The organism is Stenotrophomonas sp. LGBM10 (assembly GCF_046736075.1).
Classification (GTDB): domain Bacteria; phylum Pseudomonadota; class Gammaproteobacteria; order Xanthomonadales; family Xanthomonadaceae; genus Stenotrophomonas.
The window spans coordinates 1,182,053-1,207,597 of the sequence record NZ_CP177163.1 but is presented as its reverse complement, the minus strand read 5'-3'; the positions used below and the strand labels follow the sequence as shown (position 1 = coordinate 1,207,597).

Here is a 25,545-nt window from a genome sequence, read left to right as displayed (position 1 = left end):
ATATTTAGTACATCTGCCAGCCACGCTGGCCATTTCACCAGAGAGGATCTCCCCATGCGGATGGACAAGCTCACCTCGCGTTTCCAGCAGGCGCTGGCGGACGCGCAGTCGCTGGCCGTGGGCCGCGACCACAACATCATCGAACCGGTACACGTGTTCTCGGCGCTGCTCGACCAGCAGGGCGGCAGCACGCGCCCGCTGCTGTCGCAGGCCGGCGTCAACGTGCCGGTGCTGCGCGAACGCCTCAACGAGGCGCTGGATGCGCTGCCGAAGGTTTCCGGGCAGGAGGGCAACCTGTCGATCGGCAACGATCTCAACCGCCTGCTCAACAACACCGACAAGCTGGCCCAGCAGCATGGCGACGCGTTCATCGCCAGCGAATGGTTCGTGCGGGCTGCCGTCGATGATGGCGACACGCTCGGCATGGCGCTGCGCGCCGCCGGCGCCGACAAGACCCGCATCGACGCGGCCATCGACAAGATCCGCGGCGGCGAGAGTGTGCAGTCGGAGAATGCCGAGGACCAGCGCCAGGCGCTGGAGAAGTACACCATCGACCTGACCGCGCGTGCCGAGAGCGGCAAGCTGGACCCGGTGATCGGCCGCGATGAAGAGATCCGCCGCACCATCCAGGTCCTGCAGCGCCGCACCAAGAACAACCCGGTGCTGATCGGCGAACCCGGCGTGGGCAAGACCGCGATCGTCGAAGGCCTGGCCCAGCGCATCATCAACGACGAAGTGCCCGAGGGCCTGCGCGGCAAGCGCGTGCTGTCGCTGGACATGGGCGCGCTGATTGCCGGCGCCAAGTTCCGTGGCGAGTTCGAGGAGCGGCTGAAGGGCGTACTCAATGACCTGGCCAAGAGCGAGGGGCAGGTGATCCTGTTCATCGATGAGCTGCACACGATGGTCGGCGCCGGCAAGGCCGACGGTGCGATGGACGCGGGCAACATGCTCAAGCCGGCGCTGGCGCGCGGCGAGCTGCACTGCGTCGGTGCAACCACGCTGGACGAGTACCGCAAGTACATCGAGAAGGATGCCGCGCTGGAACGCCGCTTCCAGAAGGTGTTCGTTGGCGAACCCAGCGTCGAGGACACCATCGCGATCCTGCGCGGGCTGAAGGAAAAGTACGCGGTGCACCACGGTGTGGAAATCACCGACCCGGCGATCGTGGCGGCCGCGACGCTGTCGCACCGCTACATCGCCGACCGCCAACTGCCCGATAAGGCCATCGACCTGATGGACGAGGCCGCCTCGCGCATCCGCATGGAGATCGACTCCAAGCCGGAAGAGCTGGACCGTCTGGAGCGCCGGCTGATCCAGCTGAAGATCCAGCGCGAGATGCTCAAGAAGGAGAAGGACGAGGCCTCGCGCCAGCGTCTGGCCGACCTTGAAAGCGACATCGATACGCTGGAGCGCGAGTTCTCCGATCTCAACGAGATATGGAAGTCGGAGAAGGCTGCGCTGCAGGGGGCAACGAAGATCAAGGAGCAGATCGAGCAGGCCAAGCTGGAGCTGGAATCGGCGCAGCGCCGCCAGGATTTCGGCCGCATGAGCGAGATCCAGTACGGCCAGTTGCCGCAGCTGGAGAAGCAGCTGGCGGCCGCGCAGGAAGCGGAGATCACCGAGTTCAAGCTGGTGCAGGACCGGGTCACCGCCGAGGAGATTGCCGAGGTGGTGTCGCGCTGGACCGGCATCCCGGTCAACCGCATGCTGGAAGGCGAGCGCGACAAGCTGCTGCGCATGGAAGACGTGCTGCACGAGCGCGTGGTGGGCCAGGAAGAGGCGATCAAGGTCGTCTCCGATGCGGTGCGCCGTTCGCGTGCGGGCCTGTCCGATCCGGACCGCCCCAGCGGCTCGTTCCTGTTCCTGGGCCCCACGGGCGTGGGCAAGACCGAGCTGTGCAAGGCGCTGGCCGAGTTCCTGTTCGACAGCAGCGACGCGATGATCCGCATCGACATGAGCGAGTTCATGGAGAAGCACAGCGTGGCGCGCCTGATCGGTGCGCCCCCGGGCTACGTGGGCTACGAGGAAGGCGGCTACCTGACCGAGGCGGTGCGTCGCCGTCCGTATTCGCTGATCCTGCTCGATGAAGTCGAGAAGGCGCATACCGATGTGTTCAACATCCTGCTGCAGGTGCTCGACGATGGCCGCCTGACCGATGGCCAGGGGCGCACCGTGGACTTCCGCAACACCGTCATCGTGATGACCTCCAACCTGGGCTCGCACCAGATTCAGGACATGAGCGGCGACGACAGCCCGGAGGCGTACACGCAGATGAAGGCGGCGGTGATGGGCGTGGTGCAGGCGCACTTCCGTCCGGAGTTCATCAACCGCCTGGACGACATCGTGGTGTTCCATCCGCTGGACAAGGCGCAGATCAAGCAGATCGCCAAGATCCAGATGCTGGGCCTGGAGAAGCGGCTGGGCGAGCGCGGGCTGCGCATCGAGGTCAGCGACGCGGCGTTCCAGTTGCTGGGCAATGTCGGCTTCGACCCGGTGTATGGCGCGCGGCCGTTGAAGCGTGCGATCCAGGCGCAGCTGGAGAATCCGCTGGCGCAGAAGATCCTGTCCGGCGAGTTCCTGGGCGGCGACACGATCCAGGTCGATGCCGCCGAAGGCAAGCTGGTCTTCACCAAGGGCTGAGCCGGTTTCGGCCAGCGCACAGGCCCGGTGGCGTCTGCCACCGGGCCTTTTTTGGTGCGCGGGTGGGGCGCTGGGCCGCTGGGCCGCGATGCCCTCGTCGGCGAGTGTCCCCCGGTGTCGGCCTGCGGCCGCCACCTCCTCCTTTACCTCGCCCACAAGGGCATCGCGGCCCAGCGGCCCAGCGCCCCACGCGCGCCTCGCAGAAGCGTCTGGCCGCCCTCTCGCCGCGCAGTCAGCGGCCGACGCCGTGGTCGCCTGCATATCACCGCAGTGCCTAAGCGCATGCGTGATCGGCATGAGCGTGTGCGCCTGGGTGCGCCGACGCTCGGGTATCGTCCGGGTTCAACCGGAGGAGGCGCGATGAGCGAGCACGGCAGTCCCGACCCGCACTGGAAAGCGGAAACCATCGCCGTGCATGGCGGCTACCGGCCCGACCCGACCACCCGCGCGGTGGCCGTGCCGATCTACCAGACCGTGGCATACGCCTTCGATGACACCCAGCACGGGGCCGACCTGTTCGACCTGAAGGTGCCGGGCAATATCTACACCCGCATCATGAACCCCACCACCGATGTGCTGGAGCAGCGCATCGCCGCGCTGGAGGGCGGGGTGGGCGCGCTGGCACTGGCCTCGGGCCAGGCGGCGATCACCTACGCGATCCAGACCATCGCCGAGGCCGGCGACAACATCGTGTCGTCCAGCACGCTGTATGGCGGCACCTACAACCTGTTCGCGCATACGCTGCCGCAGTACGGCATCCAGACACGTTTCGCCGACCCGGACGATCCGGCCTCGTTCGGCGCGCTGATCGACGACCGCACCAAGGCGGTGTTCGTGGAGTCCATCGGCAACCCGCGCGGCAACATCACCGACATCGAAGCGATTGCGACGGTGGCCCATGCGCACGGCGTGCCGCTGATCGTGGACAACACGGTGGCCACGCCGTACCTGCAGCGTTCGTTCGATTTCGGTGCCGACATCGTGGTGCATTCGCTGACCAAGTACCTCGGCGGCCACGGCACCAGCCTGGGCGGCGCCATCGTCGATTCGGGCCGGTTCCCGTGGGCCGAACACGCGCAGCGCTTCCGTCGCCTGAACGAGCCGGATGTCAGCTACCACGGCGTGGTCTATACCGAGGCGCTCGGTCCGGCCGCGTACATCGGCCGCGCCCGCGTGGTGCCGCTGCGCAACACCGGCGCGTCGCTCTCGCCGTTCAACGCCTTCCTGATCCTGCAGGGCATCGAGACGCTGGCGCTGCGCATGGACCGCATCAATGCCAATACGCTGGCCGTGGCGCAGTTCCTGCGTGACCATCCCAAGGTCGACTGGGTGAACTACGCCGCGCTGCCCGACCATCCCGACCACGCCCTGGTGCAGAAGTACCTGCGTGGCCACGGGTCGGGCGTGCTGACCTTCGGCCTGCCCGGTGGCCGCGTGGCAGGCGCACGCTTCCTGGACGCGCTGCAGCTGTTTACCCGGCTGGTGAACCTGGGCGATGCAAAGTCGCTGGCAACCCATCCGGCATCGACCACGCACCGCCAGCTGGACGCGGCCGAACTGCGCACGGCCGGTGTCAGCGAGGACACCGTGCGCCTGTCCATCGGCATCGAACACATCGACGACCTGCTGGCCGACCTGCGCCAGGCGTTGGCAACCGCGTAGAGGTGGGGCCCACGGCGACCGGTGCGGGCCGGCCGCCGTGGGGTTGTATCGGGGCGGCTGGCCCGGGTGGCGCGCGGACGTTACGCTCCAACGGGCCACCCTCAACTGCGCAAGATCGGCCACGCGCCGGGGCGGGGGACCACGCATGCTGTGCGCCACCCCGACATGGAGCCCGCCATGAGCCGCATTGCCCAGGTACGCCAGCGCCACGGTATCGACCGCGTGATCGCCCATCTGCAGACCTGCCTGCGCGCCGGCGAACCGCTGCCCGATCTGGAGGCACTGGCCGCGATCGCGCACCAGTCCCCGTTCCATTTCCATCGCCTGTACCGCGCGCTGACCGGGGAAACGCCCGGTCGCACCGTGGCGCGGTTGCGCCTGCTGCAGGCGCTGCAGCTGCTGGGTCACGCCGACAGCCAGGTGACCGGGGTTGCCCTGGCGGTCGGCTTTGAAAGCCCGCAGGCCCTGGCCCGCGCCTGCCGCCAGGCGCTGGATGCCACGCCGAGCGCGCTGCGCGATGACGCGGCGCTGCGGGAGCGTTGGCAGCAGGCGCTGCTGCTGCCGGCCGGCGATCATGCCGCGGACGCCGTGCCGCTGCAGGTCACGGTGACGACGCTGGAACCGTTCGACGTGGTGGCGCTGCGCACGCAGGGCGCGTTCGACGACCTGGACCAGGCCTTTGGCGAGATCTACGCCTGGGCCGCGGAGCAGGGGCTGGCCGGGCACCTGCAGCAGCTGGTGGGGATCGCGCTCAACGACCATCGTGACGTCCCGGCCGACGCGTGCCTGTTCGACTGCGGCATGGGATTCGGGCGCGCGCCGGCTGCGTTGCCCGCACCGCTGCGCGTGCTCACCCTGGGCGGCGGCGCACATGCCGTGCTGCGCCATGTGGGCAGCTATGCGGGGCTGGAAGCGGCCACCGATGCGCTGCTGCGCCAGTGGCTGCCCGACAGCGGGCGCGCGCTGCGCGACGCGCCCGTGTACTACCACTACCTGGACGACCCGGAGAACGTGCCCGAGGCGATCCTGCGCGCGGACATCTGCGTGCCGCTGCGCTAAGCCGGGGCTACACCACCGGGATGCTGTGCTTGCCCAGGCTGCGGTACGGCGGGGTGGACATCACCATCTCGGCCAGCGAGTACGCCAGTTCGCGTTCGGCCATCACGGTGCCGTCGGCGCCGTGATCCAGCAGGTGCTTGACCTCGGCATCGCTGTGCGCGCGCGCCAGCAGGGTCAGGGTCGGGTTCAGCGCGCGCAGTTTGGCCAGCGTTTCGCCCGCTTCCAGCGGCTGCGGAATGGCCAGCACCGCGATCTTGGCGCGTTCCGGATGCGCCTCGGCCAGCACCCGGTCCGACGCCGCGCTGCCGCGGATGCCGGGCAGTCCGGCGGCATGCGCCTCGGCCACGTGTTCCTTGTTGTCGTCGATGATCATCACCGGCACGCCACGATCACGCAGCACCTGCGCCAGTGCGCTGCCAACGCGCCCGTAGCCGATCACGATGGCATGGTCATGCAGGTCCAGCGACGGACCCGGCGGCAGTTCGGTTTCCACGGCGGTCGGCGTCGCTTCCTGGTGCTTGAGCAGCCAGCGGTCGAGCAGGCCGAACACCAGCGGGTTGAGCATGATCGAAATCAGCGCGCCGGCCAGCACCAGCGCCTGGCCGGTGGGCGGCAGGATCTTCAGGGCGACGCCGAGGCCGGCAATGATGAAGGCGAATTCGCCGATCTGGGCCAGGCTGGCCGAGATGGTCAGCGCGGTGCCGGTGGGATGGCCGAAGGCGCGCACGATCACGAAGGCTGCTGCGGACTTGCCGAACATGATGATCGCCGCGGTGGCCAGCACCTGCCACGGGTGCTCGATCAGGATGGCCGGGTTGAACAGCATGCCCACCGAGACGAAGAACAGCACCGCGAAGGCGTCGCGCAGCGGCAGGGAGTCGTTGGCGGCCTTGTGGCTGAGTTCGGATTCGTTGAGCAGCATGCCCGCGAAGAACGCGCCGAGCGCGAACGACACGCCGAACAGCATCGCCGAGCCGAACGCCACGCCCAGCGCGATGGCCAGCACCGACAGCGTGAACAGCTCGCGGGAGCCGGTGCCGGCGATGCGCTCGAGAATCCACGGGATCACCCGGCGGCCGACCACCAGCATCACCGCCACGAACAGGCCCAGCTGCACGAAGGTCCAGCCGATGCTGGCCAGCACGCTGCCGAGGGTGTGGGTTTCATTGGCCGCATCCGGGCCGAACACGCCGGCCATCACCGGCATCATCACCAGCGCCAGGACGCACGCCAGGTCTTCCACGATCAGCCAGCCCACCGCAATCTTGCCGCGCTGTGTCTCCAGCAGGCGGCGTTCTTCCATCGCACGCAGCAGCACCACGGTACTGGCGGTGGCCAGCGAGAAGCCGAACACCACGCCGTGGATCACCGGCCAGCCCATCAATGACGCCAGGCCCCAGCCCAGCAGCGTGGCCACCAGGATCTGGCCGATGGCGCCGGGAATGGCGATCGCTTTGACCGCCATCAGGTCTTTCAGCGAGAAGTGCAGGCCCACGCCAAACATCAGCAGCATCACGCCGATCTCGGCGAGCTGGTTGGCCAGCGCCTGGTCGGCAACGAAGCCGGGGGTGAACGGTCCTACGCAGATGCCTGCAACCAGATAACCGACCAGCGGAGACAACCGCAGCTTGTTGGCCAGCGCGCCGAAGATGAAGGCGAGCCCGAGGCCAACGGCGACGATGTTGATCAGGTCGGTGTCATGGTGCATCGGGGCTCGCAGAAAGGGGGGATGTCCCGATTTTCACCGATGCGGCCAGATCCGGCAAACACCGACGCATCCGGCGCGTGCCTGTCCCCGTGGTCAGGTCATGTGCTGACCGGGACAGCGGCACGCGACAGTGATGAATGCGCGGAACGGTGGTGTCGGGGGGCCACAACGACGCTGCCCCGGCGGACCGGGGCAGCGGCAGTCATTGCATTGGTGCCGGCCAGCGGCCGGCACTGCCGGGGATCACCACTTGTACGTTACGCGGCCGTAGACGTAGGCGCCGTTGAAGCCGTACGGCGAGTAGTTGCTGTACGGCAGCATGCCCCAGGTCGAGTTCTGCAGGTCCACGGTGCGATCCGGGTACTCGTCCAGCAGGTTGTCCGCGCCCAGGGTCAGCGCCCAGTTCTCGCTGGGCTTGTAGCTCACCGAGGCATCCAGCACCCACGACGCGCCATAGGTCTGGTCGCGCAGTGCGGTGGCCGAGTTGCGCACGGTGAAGCTGCCATAGCGGGTCGCGGCCAGGTTCAGGTCCCAGTGGTCCGAGCGCCAGGTGCCGCTGAGGATGGCCTTGTCGCGCGGGTAGCTGTCTTCGATGCGGCCGATTTCATCGCGGCCGATCAGCGACTGGGTGAGGCCCAGGCTCTGGAACACCGCCGGCGAGGCGATGAACTTCTTCACCTCGGTTTCGTTGTAGCTGTAGGCGGCGGTCAGTTCCAGCGAGCTGGCGGCGAAGGGAATGGTGTAACTGGACACCGCGTCCACGCCGCGGGTGCGGGTATCCACGCCGTTGGTGAAGTACGAGAACGCGGTGACCTGCGGCAGCCCCAGCCCACCCAGCAACGCGTTGGTGGCGGGGTTGGTGGTGATGTTGGTGGACAGCACGATGCGGTCGTCGATGTCGATCTGGTACGCATCCACGGTCAGGTACAGGCGGTCCACCGGCTGCAGCACCAGGCCCAGGCTGTAGGAGGTCGAGCTTTCGGCCTTCAGCGGGCTGGCGCCCAGCGCCTGCGCGGCGGCGCTGGTGGTGGGGAAGGTGCCGCGTTCGACGAACACACCGTTGACGATCGTGCTGGTCACCGCCTGGTAGCTCTGCTGGGCCAGCGACGGCGCGCGGAAACCGCTGGAGGCGGTGGCGCGCAGGGCGACCTTGTCGGTGAAGGCATAGCGCGCGGACAGCTTGCCGGAGAACTTGTCGCCGAAGTCTGAGTAGTCCTCATAGCGGCCAGTCACGCCGGCGGAGAACTTGTCGGTGAAGTCCGCTTCCAGGCCCGCGTACACCGCATAGTTGTTGCGGTCGGCATCCACCGCATTGATCGGGGTGAAACCGCCGAAGCCCTGCGCGCCGCTGCCGGTGTACGAGTTGAGTTCGCCCGGCGACTGCTCCCACGTTTCGCGGCGGTACTCGCCACCGAAGGACAGCGTCACCGGATAGGCCAGGCCCCAGTCCAGGGTCTTGGTCACATCGGCGTTGACGATGTCCTGGGTGTACTCCAGCGCGCCGTCGTAGAACGAGCGCGGGCTGGTCACGCCGAGGCTGTAGTTGATGCTGTTGCGGGTGTGGAAGTCGATCTTGTTGTAGCCGTGGTTGTAGCTGACGTCCCAGTTCCAGCCGCTGTCGGTGCCGCCCTTGACGCCGGCCACGATCGAACGGTCCTTGGAATACTGGTTGATCTGCGGCACGAAGCCGTCCGGGTACACCTGGGCCAGCAGCGGGCCCTGGTTGCTGTTGTTGCGCGAGCGGTAGAACGCGAACGAGGTGATGTCGCGGTTGCTGGCCATCGCCGTGGCATAGGCCGAAACGTGGTCGGTGAACTGGAAGCTGGCGTTGGCCGAAGCGGCGGTCGCATCCACCTGCGGGTCGCCGACCACGAACGTGGTCTGGCCGATGTCCGGGAAGTTGCCGGTGTTGGGCGTGGTGCCCTGGTAGGGGCCGGCACGGTTGCTCTCGTCCTGCTGGGTGATCTGCCCGGCCACGTGCACGCTGCCGCGGCCATCGGCAAAGCCCACGCCGGTATCGCCGGAGAGCTGGTACTTGTTGCCGTCGCCGGCCGAGTACTGGCCGGCATCCAGGGCCAGGCTGCCGCCGGCGGAGGAGCCCTTGAGCACGATGTTGATCACGCCGGCGATCGCATCGGAGCCGTACTGGGCCGAGGCGCCGTCACGCAGCACTTCGACGCGCTCGATCGCGGCGATCGGAATGGCGTTGATGTCCACCGCCGAGGAGCCGCGACCGATGCTGCCGTTGACGTTGATCTGCGCCGAGGTGTGGCGGCGCTTGCCGTTGACCAGCACCAGCACCTGGTCGGGCGACAGGCCGCGCAGCTGCGCCGGGCGGATGCCGCTGGTGCCGTCGGTCAGCGCCGGGCGCGGGAAGTTCAGCGAGGGCAGGGCGCGCGACAGCGCGGTGGCCAGCTCGGTGGTACCGGTGGACTGCAGCGCCTCGGGGGTGATGATGTCGATCGGCGACTGCGACTCGGCCACGGTGCGGTCGGCGACCCGGGTACCGGTGACGATGATGGTGTCCAGGGTGTTCGCGGCAGTGGGCGGGCCCTGCTGGGCGGAGGCGGCGAAACTGGAGACACCGAGCGCGACAGCTACGGCGGCGGCGAGCGTACTGGTCTTGCGGTTCATCAGGATGTGGCTCCGGTAGGGACGGTGCGGCACCGTGGCGACATCACGACTGCGGCGAGCGGGTCTGCGAAGGCGGTTGTTGCGGTGCGCAACAAAGGAATTAACGGGATATTCATCGCCTGTCAATTCCCGGACACATTCACGAAAAACGTTGCAGCAGCAACCATTTACGTGAGGCCAGGGTCTCGACGGAGGGGTCCCGAGGACGCGCGGGCAGGGTCGCGGGAGAGAGAGACGAGCCCTGCCGCGCATCCCGGGGCGCGTCAAGTATTCGTTAACGCTAGAATTACGTCGCAGGAAAGGTGCTCACCAGCACATTCCATTCCGTTATATGGACCCCCAAGATGATTTCCCTTCGTAACTTCGCCTTGCGCCGTGGCGAGCGGCTGCTGTTGTCCAACGTCGACCTGACCCTGCATGCGGGGTACCGCGTTGGCGTGGTTGGCCGCAATGGCGCGGGCAAGTCCAGCCTGTTTGCCGCCGTGAAGGGCGAACTGGAAGCCGACAAGGGCGACGTCGACCTGCCCGGCAAGGTCCGTATCGCATCGGTGGCCCAGGAAACCCCCTCGCTGCCCGATCCGGCGCTGCAGTTCGTGCTCGAAGGCGACACCGAGGTGGCCGCGGTGCTGCGTGCCGAAGCCGACGCCGCTGCGCGGGAGGACTGGGAGGCGGTGGCCACCGCGCACCAGCGGATGGCCGAAATCGGCGCTTACGACGCCGAAGCGCGCGCCGGCAAGTTGCTGCACGGCCTGGGCTTCCCGGCCGAGACGCATTCCCGCGCGGTGTCCTCGTTCTCCGGTGGCTGGCGCGTGCGCCTGAACCTGGCCCGCGCGCTGATGATGCCCAGCGACCTGCTGCTGCTCGACGAACCGACCAACCACCTCGACCTCGACGCGGTGTTCTGGCTGGAACAGTGGCTGCTCAAGTACCCGGGCACGCTGCTGCTGATCTCGCACGACCGCGAGTTCCTCGACAACGTCGCCACCCACACCCTGCACCTGCACGGCGGCGGCGCCAAGCTGTATCCGGGTGGCTACACCGACTTCGAGCGCCAGCGCGCCGAGCAGCTGCGCCAGCAGCAGATCGCGCACGAGAAGGAACAGGCCGAGCGCGCCCACCTGCAGAGCTTCATCGACCGCTTCAAGGCGCAGGCCAGCAAGGCCGCGCAGGCCCAGAGCCGCATGAAGCGCCTGGCCAAGCTGGCCGGTACCGAGGCGGTGCGTGCCGAGCGTGAGTTCCGCATCGAATTCGCCCCGCCGGCCAAGCTGCCGTTCTCGCTGATCCGCCTGAACCATGTGGATGCCGGTTACGGCCCGGACGCGGTGATCCTGCACGAGGTCGGTTTCGGCCTGGAAGCGGGCCAGCGCATCGGCCTGCTCGGCCCCAACGGCGCCGGCAAGACCACGCTGGTCAAGACCCTGGTCGGCGAGCTGTCCCCGCTCACCGGCGAGCGCGCTGCCCACCCGGACCTGCGCATCGGCTACTTCGCCCAGCACACGGTGGAATCGCTGCACGAAGGCCAGTCGCCGATGGAGCATTTCCGCGATCTGGCCCCGGATGCGCCCAATCAGGCCTTCCGCGACTTCCTTGGCAAGTGGAACTTCGCCGGTGACCGTGCCTTCGAACCGGTGGACGGGTTCTCCGGTGGCGAACGCGCACGCCTGGCGCTGGCACTGATCGCCTGGCAGCAGCCGAACGTGCTGCTGCTCGACGAACCGACCAACCACCTTGACCTGGAAATGCGCGAAGCGCTGGCCGAAGCGCTGGCCGACTTCGAGGGCGCCATCGTGATGGTCTCGCACGACCGCCACCTGATCGGTCTGGTCTGCGACACCTTCTGGCGCGTGGCCGATGGTGTGGTTGAACCGTTCGATGGCGACCTGGACGCCTACGCGGCGTGGCTGCGGTCGCGCCCGGCCGCCCAGGGCACCAAGCAGAAGATGGCCGCCGCCGCACCGGAGCCGGTGCCGCCGACCCCGCCGCTGCCGCCGCGCAAGCCGGTCAACCCGCACAAACTCGCTGCGGCTGAAGCCAAGGTGGGCGAACTGGAGGGAACGCTGGCCGAGCTGGACCGTCAGCTGGCCGATCCGTCCAACTACGCCGATGCGACCCGCATGGCCGTGCTCGGCCGTGATCGTGAAGCGACGGCGGCACTGCTGGCCAAGGCCGAGCAGAGCTGGATGGAGCTGCTGGAAGGTTGATCCAAGGGCGTGCCGACCTGCTGGTCGGCACGCCGCCGCTGTCAGCGCGGAGCCTCTCCCTGCGCCTGCAGCCACTGGCGGAACAGCCGCGCGGCGTCGCTCTCGGCACGCGAACGCAGCCGTGTCAGCCAGTAACGGCCCAGGTCCAGCACCGGTGCGAACGGCTGGATCAGCCGCCCCTGCGCCAGATCCTGTTCGAACATCTTCAGCGGCAGCAGGGCCACGCCACTGCCGGCGGCCGCCGCGCTGGCCAGGGTCAGCGAGGAATCGAACACCGGCCCGCGCGCTTCCAGTTCCGCCACGCCGGCCGCCTGCAGCCAGCGCGGCCATTCATCGCTGCGGTAGGACCGCAGCAGGGCCACATTGGCCAGGTCACGTGGCTGCTTCAGCAGCCGGGCCAGTGCCGGCGCGCACAGCGGTGCGAACGGCGCATCCAGCACCGCATGGCTGACCTGGCCCTGCCAATCGCCATCGCCGAAGCGGATCGCCAGGTCCAGCCCTTCGCCGGCCAAGTCGATACGGTTGTTGTGGGTCTGCAGGCGCAGGTCGATCTGCGGGTGACGTGCCTGGAAGTCCGCCAGGCGCGGCAGCAGCCAGCCGGTGGCGAAGGTGCCGACAACGCCCACGCTCAACACGTCGCGGAAGGGCCCACCCACGAATCGGTCCAGGCTCACGGCGATGCGATCGAACGCCTCGTTGAGCACCGGGTAGAGCCGTGCTCCTTCGTCGGTGAGTGCCACGCCACGCGGCAGCCGGTGGAACAGGGACACCCCGAGGCGGTCCTCCAGCGCGCGGATCTGGTGGCTCAGCGCGGCCTGGCTGACGCACAGCTCCAGCGCGGCACGGGTGAAGTTCTGATGGCGCGCAGCCGCCTCGAAGGCACGCAGGGCATTGAGCGGCAACTGGGGACGAAGCATGGTCCGAGCCGTGAGGAGGATCGATGGATGATCGCACCGAAACCCCCGGAAGTGCCGGCCGCTGCTCGATAATCCCTGAAATGCGCGGGCAGATCCCGCCGAGCCATGAGGTCAATGAATGGCTCCCGCTGAAAATGCTCGCTGGTGCCGGGCCGCCACGGCTTCAATACTCCCCCTTCACCCAGGAGAACCCGCATGCTTGCTCGACGACAGTTCCTGCAATGGACCGGCATGGCCGCCGCCTCCGCGCTCGCCGCCACCGCATTGGCCAGAACGCCGCCGGGCGGCGCGGCTCCCGCGCCGGCGGCGGCCCGGGACTTCGCCGCGCTGGAAGCGGCCAGCGGCGGCCGGCTCGGGGTCACGCTGCTGGACACCGCGTCGGGGCAGCGCATCGGACACCGCCAGGACGAACGCTTCCCGATGTGCAGCACCTTCAAGTTCGTGCTCTGTGCAGCGGTGCTGCGCCAGGTCGACGCCGGCCGGCTCGACCTGGACCGCCGCGTGCCGATGCGCGCGGAGGACCTGATCAACCATGCGCCGGTCACCCGCCGGCACATCGGCAAGGACCTCACCGTGCGCGACCTGTGCCGGGCCACGATGATCACCAGTGACAACCCGGCGGCGAACCTGCTGCTGGGCGTGGTGGGCGGGCCGCCTGCGGTCACGCGCTTCCTGCGCGATCACGGCGATGCGGTGACCCGCAACGACCGCCTGGAGCCGGAGATGAACCGTTTCGCGCCGGGCGATCCACGCGATACCACCAGCCCGGCGGCGATGGCGGCCAGCCTGCAGCGCTTCCTGCTCGGCGACGTGCTGGCACCGGCATCGCGCCAGCAGCTGGCCGACTGGCTGATCGACAACGAAACCGGCGACGCCCGCCTGCGTGCGGGATTGGGCACCGCGTGGCGGGTGGGCGACAAGACCGGCAGCAACGGCACGGACACCACCAACGACATCGCGATGCTGTGGCCGTTGGCGGGCGGCACCCCGTGGGTGCTCACCAGCTACCTGCAGGGCGCCACGGTGGACGACGCCGGGCGCAACGACGTGCTGCGCCAGGTTGCCGTGCTGGCCGAGGGCATCATGCAGCAGGCCGGGTAGCAGGCACCGACCGCTGGCCGGTGCGCGCTGAGGGTAGTGCCGGCCGCTGGCCGGCTCTCCATGAACCCGTCATCGCCCGCTGCCGGCTCCCCATGAACCCGTCATCGCCCGCCGCCGGCACCGCGTGGAGCCGGCCAGCGGCCGGCACTACCATTCCTGCGTCAGCCTTCGGGGTGGCTGTTGCGCACCGCATCGAGTAGGCATCGGCCGCTGGCCGGCTCCCCATGAACCCGTCATCGCCCTCCGCCGGCACCGCGTGGAGCCGGCCAGCGGCCGGCACTACCGTTCCCGCGTCAGCCTTCGGGGTGGCTGGTGCGCACAGCCTCCAGGAACTCCCGTCCCCAGCGGTCCACGTCGTAGTGCCGGCCGCTGGCCGGCTCCCCATGAACCCGTCATCGCCCACCGCCGGCACCGCGTGGAGCCGGCCGGCGGCCGGCACTACCGTTCCCGCGTCAGCCTTCAGGGTGGCTGGTGCGCACAGCCTCCAGGAACTCCCGTCCCCAGCGGTCCACGTCGTAGTGCCGGCCGCTGGCCGGCTCCCCATGAACCCGTCATCGCCCGCCGCCGGCACCGCGTGGAGCCAGCCAGCGGCCGGCATTACCGTTCCCGCGTCAGCCTTCAGGGTGGCTGTTGCGCACAGCCTCCAGGAACTCCCGTCCCCAGCGGTCCACGTCGTAGTGCCGGCCGCTGGCCGGCTCCCCACGAACCCGTCATCGCCCACCGCCGGCACCGCGTGGAGCCGGCCGGCGGCCGGCACTACCGTTCCCGCGTCAGCCTTCAGGGTGGCTGGTGCGCACAGCCTCCAGGAACTCCCGTCCCCAGCGGTCCACGTCGTAGTGCCGGCCGCTGGCCGGCTCCCCATGAACCCGTCATCGCCCACCGCCGGCACCGCGTGGAGCCGGCCGGCGGCCGGCACTACCATTCCTGCGTCAGCCTTCGGGGTGGCCGTTGCGCACCGCATCGAGTAGGCACCGGCCGCTGGCCGGCTCCCCGAACCCGTCATCGCCCACCGCCGGCACCGCGTGGAGCCGGCCGGCGGCCGGCACTACCGTTCCCGCGTCAACCTTCGGGGTGGCTGGTGCGCACAGCTTCCAGGAACTCCCGTCCCCAGCGGTCCACGTCGTAGTACTCCACGCTGTCGAACAGCTGGCGCATGCGCCCTGTGGCTTCATCGTCGGGCATCGACAGCGCCTGCAGCAGGCCGGCGGTGAGGTCGGCCGGATCGTGCGGGTTGGTCAGCACCGCGCCCTTCAGTTCGGCGGCCGCGCCGGCGAATTCGCTGAGCACCAGCACGCCGCTGCTGCCCTCGATGCCCTGGGTGGCAACGAACTCCTTGGCGACCAGGTTGAGTCCGTCGCGCAGCGGGGTGATCCACATCACCTGCGCGGCGGCATAGTGCGCCACCACCTCCTCGAACGGCAGCGCCTGGGCGAAGAAGCGCACCGGCGTCCAGTCCAGCCGCGAGAAGCGCCCGTTGATGCGCCCCACCGCCTGCTCGATCTGGTTCTGCAGGGTCCGGTAGACCGTCATCTCGCGCGCGGCCGGCACGCAGATCATCAGCAGGGTGACCTTGCCGAGGCGGTCCGGATGCTGTTCAAGCAGACGCTCGAACGCCTCCAGTTTGGCCAGCGTGCCCTTGGTGTAGTCCAGGCGCTCGACCGACAGCACCAGCTTGCGCGCGCCGATCTCGCGGCGCAGCTTGAAGATGTCGTTGCGCACGTCGCCGCGCGCCAGCACGCCGTGGATGCGGCGCAGGTCGGTGCCGACCGGATGCGCGCCCAGCGCGATCTCGCGGTCGCCCACGCGCAGCCGTGTGGTCATGGTGTCCAGGCCCACCGCGCAGCCATAGGTCAGAAAGCGCGGCGCGCAGCTTTCCCAGGCCAGTCGCTCGGCCGGCATCGCCCCGCGCACCACGTCCACGAAGTTCTCCACCTGGCGCGGAATGTGGAAGCCGATGTAGTCGCAGCTGAGCAGGCTGCCGATGATCTCGCGCCGCCACGGCACCACGTTGAACACGTCGGCGGAGGGGAAGTAGGTGTGGTGGAAGAAGGCGATCTTCAGGTCCGGGCGCAGCTCGCGCAGCGTGCCCGGCACCATCCACAGGTTGTAGTCGTGGATCCACACCGTGGCGCCGTGCGCGGCCTCGGCGGCCGTGGATTCGGCGAATTTGCGGTTGACCTGCAGGAACACCTGCCAGTCGTCCTCGCGGAAGCGCGCGCGTTCCCAGAACACGTGCAGCATCGGCCAGAACGCTTCCTTGGAGAAGCGCTTGTAGAAGATGTCCACTTCCTGCTTGCTCAACGGCACGCGCGCGGCGGTCAGGGTCGGGTAGCGCAGCGCATCCACGGCCAGGTGCGTCTGGAAGGGGCCGCGCTTGGGATCGTCGATCCCCCAGGCGACCCACGACCCCTTCTGCCCGCCGTCGAAGAAGCTCAGCAGCGAGGGGATGATGCCGTTGGGCGAGCGCGGCGGGCGCTGCACCAGCACGCCGTCCTGCAGGACCTCATCGAACGGCAGGCGGTGGTAGACCATCACCAGATCGGCGCCATCGGCGCGCGCCTGTGCCGGCGGGTGCAGGAGCGGGTCGTCGCTGGCGAGCAGGCCGAAATGCTCGATCGCCTCGAGGATGCCGCCGCAGCCGGGGGCCTTGGCGTGGAAGGTGTGGCCGAGCGTGGCCGTGGCCGCGGTCAGGGCTGGCTCCGACTCGCCGACGCAGACGCCGCGGAAGCCCGCGGTGTACATGGAGAGATCGTTGAGCGTGTCGCCGGCAACCAGGATGCGGTCGCGCGGCAGTTCCAGCAGGCGCGCCAGCGCGGCCAGCGTGCGGCCCTTGTCGGTGTCGGGCGGCAGGATGTCCAGGTAGCGGTCAGCCGAGTACAGCACATCGCAGCCCAGCGCCTGCGCGGCGGCCTGGATCTGCGCGCGCAGCGGCGCCAGCGTGGCTGGATCGCAGAAGTAGGAACAGCGGCGTTCCTGCGGCACGTCCTGGCGCTGCAGCGCGGCGAACGGACGCATCGCGGCGGCGACCACCTGCTCGCCGGGCCAGTGCGCATCGATCATCGACTGCAGGGGCTGCAGCGGCTGCAGCGTGTGCCCATCAACCACGGTGGCGCCGACATCGCAGACCACCACGTCCGGGCGCGGGATGGCCGGATCGGAAAGCAGGGGCATCACCGCTTCGAGCCCGCGGCCGGTGATGAAGATCAGGCGGATACCGGGGTGCTGGTCGACCAGCCGGTACAGGCGGTGGCGCGCGGCGGCATCGCCGGCGAGGAAAGTGCCATCCAGATCGGTGGCGAGGATCAGTTGCGCGGCCGGCGTGGCCGGCAGAGTACGGGGTGAGGTGGGAAGGGTGGGTGTCGATACAGTCAATGCACTTCCTTTTCGGAGTCGGCGGGGTAGGGGGTGTCGGGGGGCGCCTGCAGGTCGGTTTCGGGCATCAGTTCCAGCGCCGCGGGCGTGGTCCGCAGCATCAGCCGGAACCCGACCGGATGCGTGCGCAGGCGCTGGAAACGCAGCAGGCGCGCGGTGGTGAACAGCGCCAGCGCCAGCAGCACCACGGCGAAGTACAGCGGCAGCGCGGCCGGGCCGTAGCGCTGCATGGCCGCACCGGCCAGCGCCGGGCCGAAGGCCGCGCCCACGCCGTGGACCAGCAGCAGGCTGGAGCAGCCGGAGAGCAGGTGCTCGCGCGGCAGGTAGTCGAGCATGTGCGCCACCGCCGAGGGATACAGCGCGAAGGCCAGGCCGCCGTAGAAGAAAAACAGCCCGAACAGCAGGTGCGTCTGCAACTGGATCATCGGCAGCGATGCCACCAGCGCGATGCCGGCCGCAACCAGGCTCATCGCCACCAGCGCGCTGCGCCGGTCGTGGCCGTTGCTGATCTGGCCGAGCGGCCACTGCAGCACCGCGCCGCCAATGATCGCCACGAGCATGAACAAGGCCACGCCATCGCTGTCCAAGCCGACCTCGCCGGCATAGACCGGCAGCAGGCCCCAGAACGCGCCCATCGCCAGGCCCGACAGGCCCGCGGCAACGGTGGCCACCGGCGCCATGCCGTACAGGCGGCGCAGGCTCAGCCGGGTCATCACCGGCACGTCCGGCTGGCGCAGGCGGGTTGCGGTCACCGGCAGCACGGCGGCGCAGACCAGGATCGCCGTCAGCATGAACATGGCCGTCGCGCTGGCATCGCCGAGCATCAGCAGCAGCTGGCCCAGCGCGAGCGCGGACAGATTGACCACCATGTACAGCGAGAATGCGCGGCTGCGCTGGGCGGGGTCCGGCTCGGCGTTGAGCCAGCTTTCAATCACGGTGTACAGGCCAACCAGGGCGATGCCGGTGGCGATGCGCAGCACGCCCCAGCCCCAGGGATTCAGCCACAGGGGGTGCAGCAGCACCGCTATGGCGGCGAGCGCGGCGAAGAAGGCGAACGCACGGATATGCCCGATGCGGCCGATCAGCGAGGGGGCGAAGAAGGTGCCGATGAAGAAGCCGGCGAAATAGCCGGACATCACCAGGCCCAGCGTGCCGGCACCAAAGCCGGCCTGCCCGCCGCGCACCGCCAGCAGGGTACCCAGAAGCCCGCTGCCCGTCAGGAGCAGCGCTACTCCCGTGAGCAGGGCGGTCAGCCGCAACACGCGTGCGACCTTCGTGGGGAAGAAGGCGAACCGGTCACGCAACGACCTTAACACAGCGACGATGAAGCCCCTGCCGGGCGGGCGGCGCGTTTGCGCTACCCGTCCGTGGCCGTTAGGGTGGGGCCATGAATGTACTGAAGCTTGTGCCCCTGGCGGCTGCGCTGGGGCTGGCCGCCTGCAGCGGCGAACGCGATCCACTCGCCCACGACATCTCGCTGGCGCCATCGGATGCCTTCATGGCGGCGGTGGCCGCCCATTGCGGGAAGGCGTTCGAGGGCCGCATCGTGGCCAACGAGCCGCGTACCGACGCGCCCGATCCGTTCGAAGGCAAGCGTCTGGTGATGCACGTGCGCGGGTGCGACGACCCGGCCCACGAACTGCGCATTCCTTTCCATGTGGGTGACGATCATTCGCGGACGTGGGTGCTGACCCGCACCGATCACGGCCTGCGCCTGAAGCACGATCACCGCCATTCCGATGGCAGCCCCGATGCGATCAGCCTCTACGGCGGCGACAGCAAGCCGCCGGGTACCGCGCAGCGTCAGGAGTTCCCGGTGGACACCGATTCGGTGGCGATGTTCCGCAAGGCGGACATGCTGCCGTCCGTGCACAACACCTGGGCGATGGAGGTCGATCCGGACCAGCGCTTCATCTACGAGCTGACCCGGCCCGGCGGCCGCCGCTTCCAGGTCGCCTTCGACCTGAGCAAGCCGGTGCCGCTGCCGCCGGCACCCTGGGGCAGCACCCCGTAACCCGGGGCGCTACTCCCGCGCGCGTCTGTTACCGGGCCCCGAAGCGCGCCCGGCACCCGCCGTTCACCCACAGGCTGCCGTTGCTGTAGCCCCAGCTGCGGCCTTCCACGCAGGCGGTGCCCGACAACTGCTGGATCAGCGCCGGGCGTCCCTGGCGGGCATCCCACGCGCAGGTCTGCTGGCGGTTGTTGTTGCTGCTGCAGGTCACGCTGTAGTTGCTGTTGCCGCCGCCCCAGCCACCGCCGCTGTTGCCGCGGGCCTCGGCGAACTCACCCCGGCAGCCGCGGTTGACCCACACGCTGCCGTTGCGCACGCCCCAGGTCTGGCCCTCCACGCAGGCCGAACCGGAGATCTGCCGGACCAGGGTGGCGTTGCGCCAGCCGGTGTTGCAGGTGCGCTCGCGGTTGTCCTGGCTTTCGCAGCGGATGGTGCCGCCGGTCCCGTTGCCGCCGCCCCAGCCGCCACCATTGCCCCGGCCTTCGACGAACTCGGCACGGCAGCCGCCGCTGACCCACACCGTCCCGTTGCGCGGGCCCCAGTTGCGGCCCTCCACGCAGGCCGTGCCGGAAATCTGCCGGGACAGGCGCGCGCTGCGCCAGCCGGTATTGCAGACCCGCTCGCGGTTGTCCTGGCTCTCGCAGCGGACCGTGCCGTTGTTGCCGCCACCACCGCCGTTCCAGCCACCGCCGTTGCCGCCGCCACGCAGCGAGGTGGCGATATCCTGCTTGATCCGGGAGAAGCCCCAGCCCGAATTGACCTGGGCCAGGTAGAAGCGCAGCTGGTCGTCGGGGATGCGGCGGCCATTGGACTGGTCGGCGTACTCCTGGCTGATGACCCGGCTGCGGTCGGACGAGGACAGCTGCGACAGATTCTCCGGGGCATAGGCCCGCGAGCTGATCTGGGCCTGCACGGCGGGGGCGGCGAGGGCGAGCACGGCGGTCAGGCAGGCGACGGTCAGACGGCGGTTCATGGCGACATCCCCTTGCGGTCGTTGGTGGGCGGACTATAGGAAGGCCCCCGGTTCAGAACGCGTGATGCCGGCCCGGAGCGGCTGGATTTGCCCCGCCGCGCCGACGGCCGCAGAATAACGGGCTTTCCGGCGCAGCTTGGTGCCGGCACTCTCCTGCGGAGCTTTACCCCCATGCGTACCCACTTCTGTGGCCTGGTCGATGAGACCCTGATTGGCCAAACCGTTACCCTCGCCGGCTGGACCGACGTTGCCCGCAACCAGGGCGGCGTGTGCTTCATCGATCTGCGCGATCATGAGGGCATCGTGCAGGTGACGGTGGAAGTCGACAACGCGGCCGTGTTCGCCGTGGCCGCCAGCCTGGGCTACGAGGACGTGCTGCAGGTGGAAGGCGTGGTGCGTGCGCGCCATGCGGTCAACGACAAGCTCCGCACCGGCAACGTGGAAGTGATCGCCACGGCCATCACCATCCTCAACAAGGCCGAGCCGCTGCCGTTCCACGCCCACGAGAACCCGGGCGAGGAAACCCGCCTCAAGTACCGTTACCTGGACCTGCGCCGTCCGGAAATGCAGCGCATGCAGCGCACCCGCATCAAGCTGGTGCAGGCGCTGCGCCGCCACCTGGACGCGACCGGTTTCCAGGACATCGAAACGCCGATCCTGACCAAGGCCACCCCGGAAGGCGCGCGCGACTTCCTGGTGCCGGCGCGCATGCATCCCGGCGAGTTCTACGCGCTGCCGCAGAGCCCGCAGCTGTTCAAGCAGATCCTGATGGTGGCCGGCTTCGACCGCTACTACCAGATCGCGCGCTGCTTCCGCGATGAAGCCCTGCGCGCCGACCGCCAGCTGGAATTCACCCAGCTGGACATGGAGTTCGCCTTCGTGCGCGAGCGCGACGTGCAGGACTTCGTCGAAACCATGATCCGCGCCATCTTCAAGGAAGTGGTGGACGTGGAACTGGCGGCCAGCTTCCCGCGCATGACCTGGGCCGAGGCGATGCGTCGCTACGGCTCGGACAAGCCGGACCTGCGCATCGCGCTGGAGCTGGTGGACGTGGCCGAGCTGGTCAAGACCAGCGAGTTCCCGGTGTTCACCGCCGCTGCCAACGATGCCGACGGCCGCGTTGCCGCGCTGCGCATCCCGGGCGGTTCCAGCCTGTCGCGCAAGCAGATCGACGAGTACGCCGCGCACGCCGCCAAGTACGGCGCCAAGGGCCTGGCCTACATCAAGATCGCCGAGAACGGCGAGGTCAGCTCGCCGATCGCCAAGTTCTTCAGCGAGGAGGCCTTCGCCGCCCTGGTCGCCCACGTCGGTGCCGGCAATGGCGACATCGTGTTCTTCGGTGCAGGCGGCTACAACAAGGTGTCCGATTTCATGGGCGCGCTGCGCCTGAAGGCCGGCAAGGACTTCGACCTGGTCGCGGCCGGTTGGGCGCCGCTGTGGGTCACCGACTTCCCGATGTTCGAGTACGACGACGAGGCCCAGCGCTACGTTGCCCTGCATCACCCCTTCACCGCCCCGGCGGTGGACGACATCGCCGACCTGCGCGCCAACGCGAAGACGGCCGTGTCGCGGGGGTACGACATGGTGCTCAACGGCAATGAGATCGGTGGCGGTTCGATCCGTATCCACCGTTCGGACATGCAGAGCGCCGTGTTCGAACTGCTGGGCATCGGTGCCGAAGAGGCCGAAGGCAAGTTCGGCTTCCTGCTCGACGCGCTGCGTTTCGGCGCGCCGCCGCACGGTGGCATCGCCTTCGGCATCGACCGTATCGCCGCCCTCATGGCCGGCACCGAGTCGATCCGCGACGTCATCCCGTTCCCCAAGACCACCGGCGCGCAGTGCCTGATGACCGGCGCCCCGTCACCGATCCCGGACGAGCAGCTGGCCGAAGTACACGTCCAGGTCCGCCCGGCGAAGCAGTAAGGCGAGCCGGGCTCCGCCCGGCCGCACCACAACGCGTAGAGCCGGGCTCCGCCCGGCCGCACCACAACGCGTAGAGCCGGGCTCCGCCCGGCCGCACCAACCCGTAGAGCCGGGCTCTGCCCGGCTGCACCACATCCATAATCGTCCCGTAGAGCCGGGCTCTGCCCGGCTGCACCACATCCACAATCCCCCAGGAGAGCCATGCAATGACCGGATTCGCATTTTCGCTGGAGTGGGAAAAGCTGGGCAACGAGGGCACCGACGCAGCCCTGGTCACCGAACGCGCCCGCGTCTTCGGCGGCTGGCTGGTGCGCGTTGGGACCAGCCCCGCCGCGATGGCCCTGACCTTCGTCGCCGACGGTGAAGGCCGTTGGGATGGCGAGGACTTCGGCGTGGAAGACTACGAAGAAGACGAAGAAGAAGACGAAGAAGAGTACGAGGACGAGGAAGAAGGCGAGGAAGAAGGCGACGACGAGGACGAGGAGTACGAAGAGGAAGACGAAGAGGAAGAGGACGACGAGGAAGGCGACGCCGCCGCCACCGATGGAGCGCGGGCGTAACGCCTGCCTCCCGGCCGCCTGCATGTACGCCATCCGACGTGCCACCGAGGCCGATGCCGACATCCTGTCGACGCTGGCCACGCGCACCTTCGTTGAAACCTTCGGCCACCTCTACCCGCCGGAGGATCTGCACGCCTTTCTCGACGAGGCCTACCCGGCCGCACGCCAGCGCGTGATCCTGGCCCACCCGGACTACGCGGTGTGGCTGCTGGAGCGTGACGGCGTGGCGGTGGGGCATGCCGCGGCCGGTCCCTGCGGGTTGCCGCACCCGGAGGTCGCCCCGGGCGATGGCGAGCTCAAGCGGCTGTACCTGATCAAGGACGAGCAGAGCTGCGGCTGGGGCAGCCGGCTGCTGGAAACGGCGCTGGACTGGCTCGAGCGCGACGGCCCGCGCACGCTCTGGCTGGGGGTCTGGTCGGAGAACTTCGGCGCCCAGCGCTTTTATGCCCGCTACGGCTTCAGCAAGGTGGGCACCTACGAATTCCCGGTCGGCACCGTGCGCGACCTCGAGTTCATCCTGCGGCGTCCGCCGGCACCGGCGCGCTGATCCCCCGATATCCCCCGCTGCCGCGATGGGCCGCGCCGGCTTCACCCGCCGTTGCGGCCGCCATTCGTCTAATGGGGGCGTTTCCTCCCGCAGGTCCCAAGGCCGCATGGCCAGGCTGAGTGCATGAATCCCCCCGTTTTACTGCTGCACGGCATCTGGAATGCCCGCGCCTGGGTTGGTCCGTTGGCCTGGCGCCTGCGCGCCCGCGGTTTCACCGTGGATACGTTCGGGTACTCCAGTGTGTTCGGTGGCCCCGACGTGGCCGTGCCACAGCTGCTCGAGCGGCTTCGCGACAGTGGCCCGGTGTCGCTGGTTGGTCACAGCCTGGGCGGGCTGGTTGCCCTGGAGGCGCTGCGCCGGCAACCGGACCTGCCGGTCTCGCGGGTGGTCTGCCTGGGCTCGCCGCTGCGCGGCAGCGGCACCGCCCGGTCGCTGGCCGATCACGGCTGGTCGCTGGCGCTGGGCCGCAGCAGCGACCTGCTGCTGGACGGCCTGCCGGCCTGGGAGGGCAGGGCGCAGGTCGGTCTGATCGCCGGCTCCGTCCCGCACGGCCTGGGCAGCCTGCTCGGTGCGATGGGCGAGGCCTCCGACGGCACCGTGGCGCTGGATGAGACCCAGCTGCCCGGGCTGGCCGATCACTGCGTGGTCCCGGCCAGCCACAGCGGGCTGGTATTTTCCCCGGACGCGGCCCGCCAGACCGCCGCGTTCCTGCGCGATGGCCGCTTCCGCCACGACCGCGCCGCCCACGCCGCCTGAGCCCCGGCGGGGGCCTGCCGCGCGACTAACACGGTCGCGCCGGGCGATCAGGTAGAATCCGCGCCCTGTTCCTCACGCAAGCACGGAAATACCCATGGGTAGAGGCCCCTCCATCGAGAACCGCAAAAACGCGTCCGACGCGAAGCGCGGCAAGATTTTCACCAAGATCATCCGTGAGATCGGCGTTGCCGCGCGCGGCGGTGGAGGCGACCCCAACAACAACCCGCGGCTGCGCGTGGCGATGGACAAGGGCCTGGCGTCGAACATGTCCAAGGACGTGATCGAACGCGCCATCAAGAAGGCCACCGGTGAACTGGAAGGCGTGGAATACGAGGAGATCCGCTACGAGGGCTATGCCCCCGGTGGCGTGGCCGTGATCGTGGACTGCCTGACCGACAACCGCGTGCGCACCGTGGCCGATGTCCGCCATGCGTTCAGCAAGTGCGGCGGCAACATGGGCACCGAAGGCTCGGTGTCCTTCATGTTCAAGCGCGTGGGCGTGCTCCACTTCGCTGCCGGCGCCAATGAAGAGGCCGTCACCGAGGCGGCCATCGAGGCCGGCGCGGACGACATCGTGGTCTATCCCGAAGATGGTGCGATCGACGTGCTCACCGCCGCCGACAGCTACCACGCGGTCAAGGACGCAATGACGGCGGCCGGGCACACCCCGGACCATGCCGAGCTCACCTTCCGCGCCGACAACGACATCAAGGTCGAGGGCGACACCGCCCTGCAGGTCAAGAAGCTGCTGGACATGCTCGAAGACCTGGACGACGTGCAGGACGTGTTCTCCAACGCCGATCTCGGCGCGGACGCCTACGCCTGACCGTGCGCCTCACCGGTCGCTTTGCGCGACCGGTGAGCGGACAATGCGGACCATGATGACTCCTGCCGTTCCCTGTTATCGCCGCCGCAGCCGTCCGTTCCGGGCCGCGGGCGGCCGTGTGCGTGCCGCATGACCCGCATTCTCGGCATCGACCCCGGTTCGCAGCGCACCGGGGTGGGCATCATTGATGTGGACGCCACCGGCAAGGTCGTGCACGTGCACCACCTGCCGCTGGTGCTGCTCGGTGCGGACGACTTCCCGCAGCGCATGAAGCTGCTGGTGGTCGGCCTGACCGCGCTGGTGGAGGAATACCGCCCGGACGAGGTCGCCATCGAGAAGGTGTTCATGGCGCGCAACCCCGATTCGGCGCTGAAGCTGGGCCAGGCGCGCGGCGCGGCGATCTCCGCCGTGGTCATGCGCGACCTGCCGGTCAGCGAATACGCGGCCACCGAGATCAAGCTGGCCGTGGTCGGCCGGGGTGGCGCGGAGAAGCAACAGGTCCAACACATGGTCGGGCTTATGCTCAACCTGAAAACCAAGCTGCAGGCCGACGCCGCCGATGCGTTGGCGGTGGCCATCACCCACGCCCATGTACGGGCGACGGCGCAGCGCCTGGGCGTCAACGCGCGCATGGCCTGGAGCCGGAAATGAGGAA

18 protein-coding genes are annotated in these 25,545 nt (G+C 68.9%); 12 read left to right on the top strand and 6 right to left on the bottom strand.

The window, feature by feature from the left end; genetic code table 11:
* The first annotated feature begins 54 nt into the window (after positions 1–54).
* From clpB to ACLB90_RS05075, 3 genes are all read left to right on the top strand, one after another.
* Entirely contained in the window at positions 55–2,640 is a 2,586-nt protein-coding gene (gene clpB / locus ACLB90_RS05085; protein WP_411851904.1) for an ATP-dependent chaperone ClpB, read from the top strand.
* A gap of 360 nt (positions 2,641–3,000) precedes the next feature.
* Positions 3,001–4,302: an O-acetylhomoserine aminocarboxypropyltransferase/cysteine synthase family protein gene (locus tag ACLB90_RS05080; protein ID WP_411851903.1), complete on the top strand. Its 1,302-nt coding sequence runs from the start codon at positions 3,001–3,003 to the stop codon at positions 4,300–4,302.
* Between the two features lie 177 nt (positions 4,303–4,479).
* On the top strand, positions 4,480–5,361 hold the full coding sequence (locus ACLB90_RS05075) for a GyrI-like domain-containing protein (protein WP_411851902.1): 882 nt from the start codon (positions 4,480–4,482) through the stop codon (positions 5,359–5,361).
* Between the two features lie 7 nt (positions 5,362–5,368).
* Here the strand turns inward: ACLB90_RS05075 and ybaL are convergent, their stop codons facing one another.
* Positions 5,369–7,069 carry a YbaL family putative K(+) efflux transporter gene (gene ybaL / locus ACLB90_RS05070; protein ID WP_411851901.1) on the bottom strand — a complete coding sequence of 567 codons (1,701 nt, stop codon included), beginning with the start codon at positions 7,067–7,069 and terminating at the stop codon, positions 5,369–5,371.
* A gap of 243 nt (positions 7,070–7,312) precedes the next feature.
* Positions 7,313–9,703, bottom strand: coding sequence for a TonB-dependent receptor plug domain-containing protein (locus ACLB90_RS05065; RefSeq protein ID WP_411851900.1), 2,391 nt, complete (start codon positions 9,701–9,703; stop codon positions 7,313–7,315).
* 344 nt (positions 9,704–10,047) lie between these two features.
* On the opposite strand from ACLB90_RS05065, the gene ACLB90_RS05060 reads away from it, so the two are divergent.
* A complete protein-coding gene (locus tag ACLB90_RS05060) occupies positions 10,048–11,904 on the top strand; it encodes an ABC-F family ATP-binding cassette domain-containing protein (protein ID WP_411851899.1) in 1,857 nt (618 codons plus the stop codon).
* A 41-nt stretch (positions 11,905–11,945) separates the two neighbouring features.
* On the opposite strand, the gene ACLB90_RS05055 is transcribed toward ACLB90_RS05060, so the two are convergent.
* Complete coding sequence (locus tag ACLB90_RS05055; RefSeq protein ID WP_411851898.1) at positions 11,946–12,821, bottom strand: LysR family transcriptional regulator; 876 nt, start codon at positions 12,819–12,821, stop codon at positions 11,946–11,948.
* Positions 12,822–13,016: 195 nt separating this feature from the next.
* On the opposite strand from ACLB90_RS05055, the gene blaL2 reads away from it, so the two are divergent.
* The gene (blaL2, locus tag ACLB90_RS05050) at positions 13,017–13,922 is read left to right on the top strand and encodes a L2 family extended-spectrum class A beta-lactamase (protein WP_411851897.1); all 906 of its coding nucleotides are present in this window, start codon (positions 13,017–13,019) and stop codon (positions 13,920–13,922) included.
* Positions 13,923–14,981: 1,059 nt separating this feature from the next.
* On the opposite strand, the gene ggpS is transcribed toward blaL2, so the two are convergent.
* Together ggpS and ACLB90_RS05040 are read right to left on the bottom strand one after the other, a co-directional pair.
* Positions 14,982–17,228: a glucosylglycerol-phosphate synthase gene (ggpS, locus tag ACLB90_RS05045; protein WP_411852701.1), complete on the bottom strand. Its 2,247-nt coding sequence runs from the start codon at positions 17,226–17,228 to the stop codon at positions 14,982–14,984.
* A 62-nt stretch (positions 17,229–17,290) separates the two neighbouring features.
* Positions 17,291–18,556, bottom strand: coding sequence for an MFS transporter (locus ACLB90_RS05040; protein WP_411851896.1), 1,266 nt, complete (start codon positions 18,554–18,556; stop codon positions 17,291–17,293).
* A 125-nt stretch (positions 18,557–18,681) separates the two neighbouring features.
* Here ACLB90_RS05040 and ACLB90_RS05035 point away from each other — a divergent pair, with 125 nt between their 5' ends.
* Complete coding sequence (locus ACLB90_RS05035) at positions 18,682–19,308, top strand: hypothetical protein (protein ID WP_411851895.1); 627 nt, start codon at positions 18,682–18,684, stop codon at positions 19,306–19,308.
* A 28-nt stretch (positions 19,309–19,336) separates the two neighbouring features.
* On the opposite strand, the gene ACLB90_RS05030 is transcribed toward ACLB90_RS05035, so the two are convergent.
* Positions 19,337–20,014, bottom strand: a complete 678-nt coding sequence (locus ACLB90_RS05030; RefSeq protein WP_411852700.1) for a DUF3011 domain-containing protein — start codon at positions 20,012–20,014, stop codon at positions 19,337–19,339.
* Positions 20,015–20,449: 435 nt separating this feature from the next.
* Here ACLB90_RS05030 and aspS point away from each other — a divergent pair, with 435 nt between their 5' ends.
* From aspS to ruvC, 6 genes are all read left to right on the top strand, one after another.
* The gene (gene aspS, locus ACLB90_RS05025) at positions 20,450–22,201 is read left to right on the top strand and encodes an aspartate--tRNA ligase (RefSeq protein WP_411851894.1); all 1,752 of its coding nucleotides are present in this window, start codon (positions 20,450–20,452) and stop codon (positions 22,199–22,201) included.
* Between the two features lie 206 nt (positions 22,202–22,407).
* Positions 22,408–22,761 (top strand): DNA primase, encoded by a 354-nt coding sequence (locus ACLB90_RS05020; protein WP_411851893.1) that lies wholly within the window; start codon positions 22,408–22,410, stop codon positions 22,759–22,761.
* 22 nt (positions 22,762–22,783) lie between these two features.
* A complete protein-coding gene (locus ACLB90_RS05015; RefSeq protein ID WP_411851892.1) occupies positions 22,784–23,308 on the top strand; it encodes an N-acetyltransferase family protein in 525 nt (174 codons plus the stop codon).
* Between the two features lie 123 nt (positions 23,309–23,431).
* A complete protein-coding gene (locus ACLB90_RS05010) occupies positions 23,432–24,064 on the top strand; it encodes an esterase/lipase family protein (protein ID WP_411851891.1) in 633 nt (210 codons plus the stop codon).
* Positions 24,065–24,158: 94 nt separating this feature from the next.
* A complete protein-coding gene (locus ACLB90_RS05005) occupies positions 24,159–24,890 on the top strand; it encodes a YebC/PmpR family DNA-binding transcriptional regulator (protein ID WP_017354672.1) in 732 nt (243 codons plus the stop codon).
* A gap of 129 nt (positions 24,891–25,019) precedes the next feature.
* Entirely contained in the window at positions 25,020–25,541 is a 522-nt protein-coding gene (gene ruvC / locus ACLB90_RS05000; protein WP_017354673.1) for a crossover junction endodeoxyribonuclease RuvC, read from the top strand.
* The last annotated feature ends 4 nt before the right edge of the window (positions 25,542–25,545 follow it).

Coding starts and splice junctions, on each gene's coding strand:
- blaL2 (WP_411851897.1), top strand. CDS start 13,017: ATGCTTGCTCGACGACAGTTCCTGCAATGGACCGGCATGGCCGCCGCC.
- ACLB90_RS05080 (WP_411851903.1), top strand. CDS start 3,001: ATGAGCGAGCACGGCAGTCCCGACCCGCACTGGAAAGCGGAAACCATC.
- ACLB90_RS05075 (WP_411851902.1), top strand. CDS start 4,480: ATGAGCCGCATTGCCCAGGTACGCCAGCGCCACGGTATCGACCGCGTG.
- ACLB90_RS05060 (WP_411851899.1), top strand. CDS start 10,048: ATGATTTCCCTTCGTAACTTCGCCTTGCGCCGTGGCGAGCGGCTGCTG.
- aspS (WP_411851894.1), top strand. CDS start 20,450: ATGCGTACCCACTTCTGTGGCCTGGTCGATGAGACCCTGATTGGCCAA.
- ACLB90_RS05005 (WP_017354672.1), top strand. CDS start 24,159: ATGGGTAGAGGCCCCTCCATCGAGAACCGCAAAAACGCGTCCGACGCG.
- ACLB90_RS05065 (WP_411851900.1), bottom strand. CDS start 9,703: ATGAACCGCAAGACCAGTACGCTCGCCGCCGCCGTAGCTGTCGCGCTC.
- ruvC (WP_017354673.1), top strand. CDS start 25,020: ATGACCCGCATTCTCGGCATCGACCCCGGTTCGCAGCGCACCGGGGTG.
- ACLB90_RS05010 (WP_411851891.1), top strand. CDS start 23,432: ATGAATCCCCCCGTTTTACTGCTGCACGGCATCTGGAATGCCCGCGCC.
- ybaL (WP_411851901.1), bottom strand. CDS start 7,069: ATGCACCATGACACCGACCTGATCAACATCGTCGCCGTTGGCCTCGGG.
- ACLB90_RS05055 (WP_411851898.1), bottom strand. CDS start 12,821: ATGCTTCGTCCCCAGTTGCCGCTCAATGCCCTGCGTGCCTTCGAGGCG.
- clpB (WP_411851904.1), top strand. CDS start 55: ATGCGGATGGACAAGCTCACCTCGCGTTTCCAGCAGGCGCTGGCGGAC.
- ACLB90_RS05020 (WP_411851893.1), top strand. CDS start 22,408: ATGACCGGATTCGCATTTTCGCTGGAGTGGGAAAAGCTGGGCAACGAG.
- ACLB90_RS05015 (WP_411851892.1), top strand. CDS start 22,784: ATGTACGCCATCCGACGTGCCACCGAGGCCGATGCCGACATCCTGTCG.
- ACLB90_RS05035 (WP_411851895.1), top strand. CDS start 18,682: ATGAATGTACTGAAGCTTGTGCCCCTGGCGGCTGCGCTGGGGCTGGCC.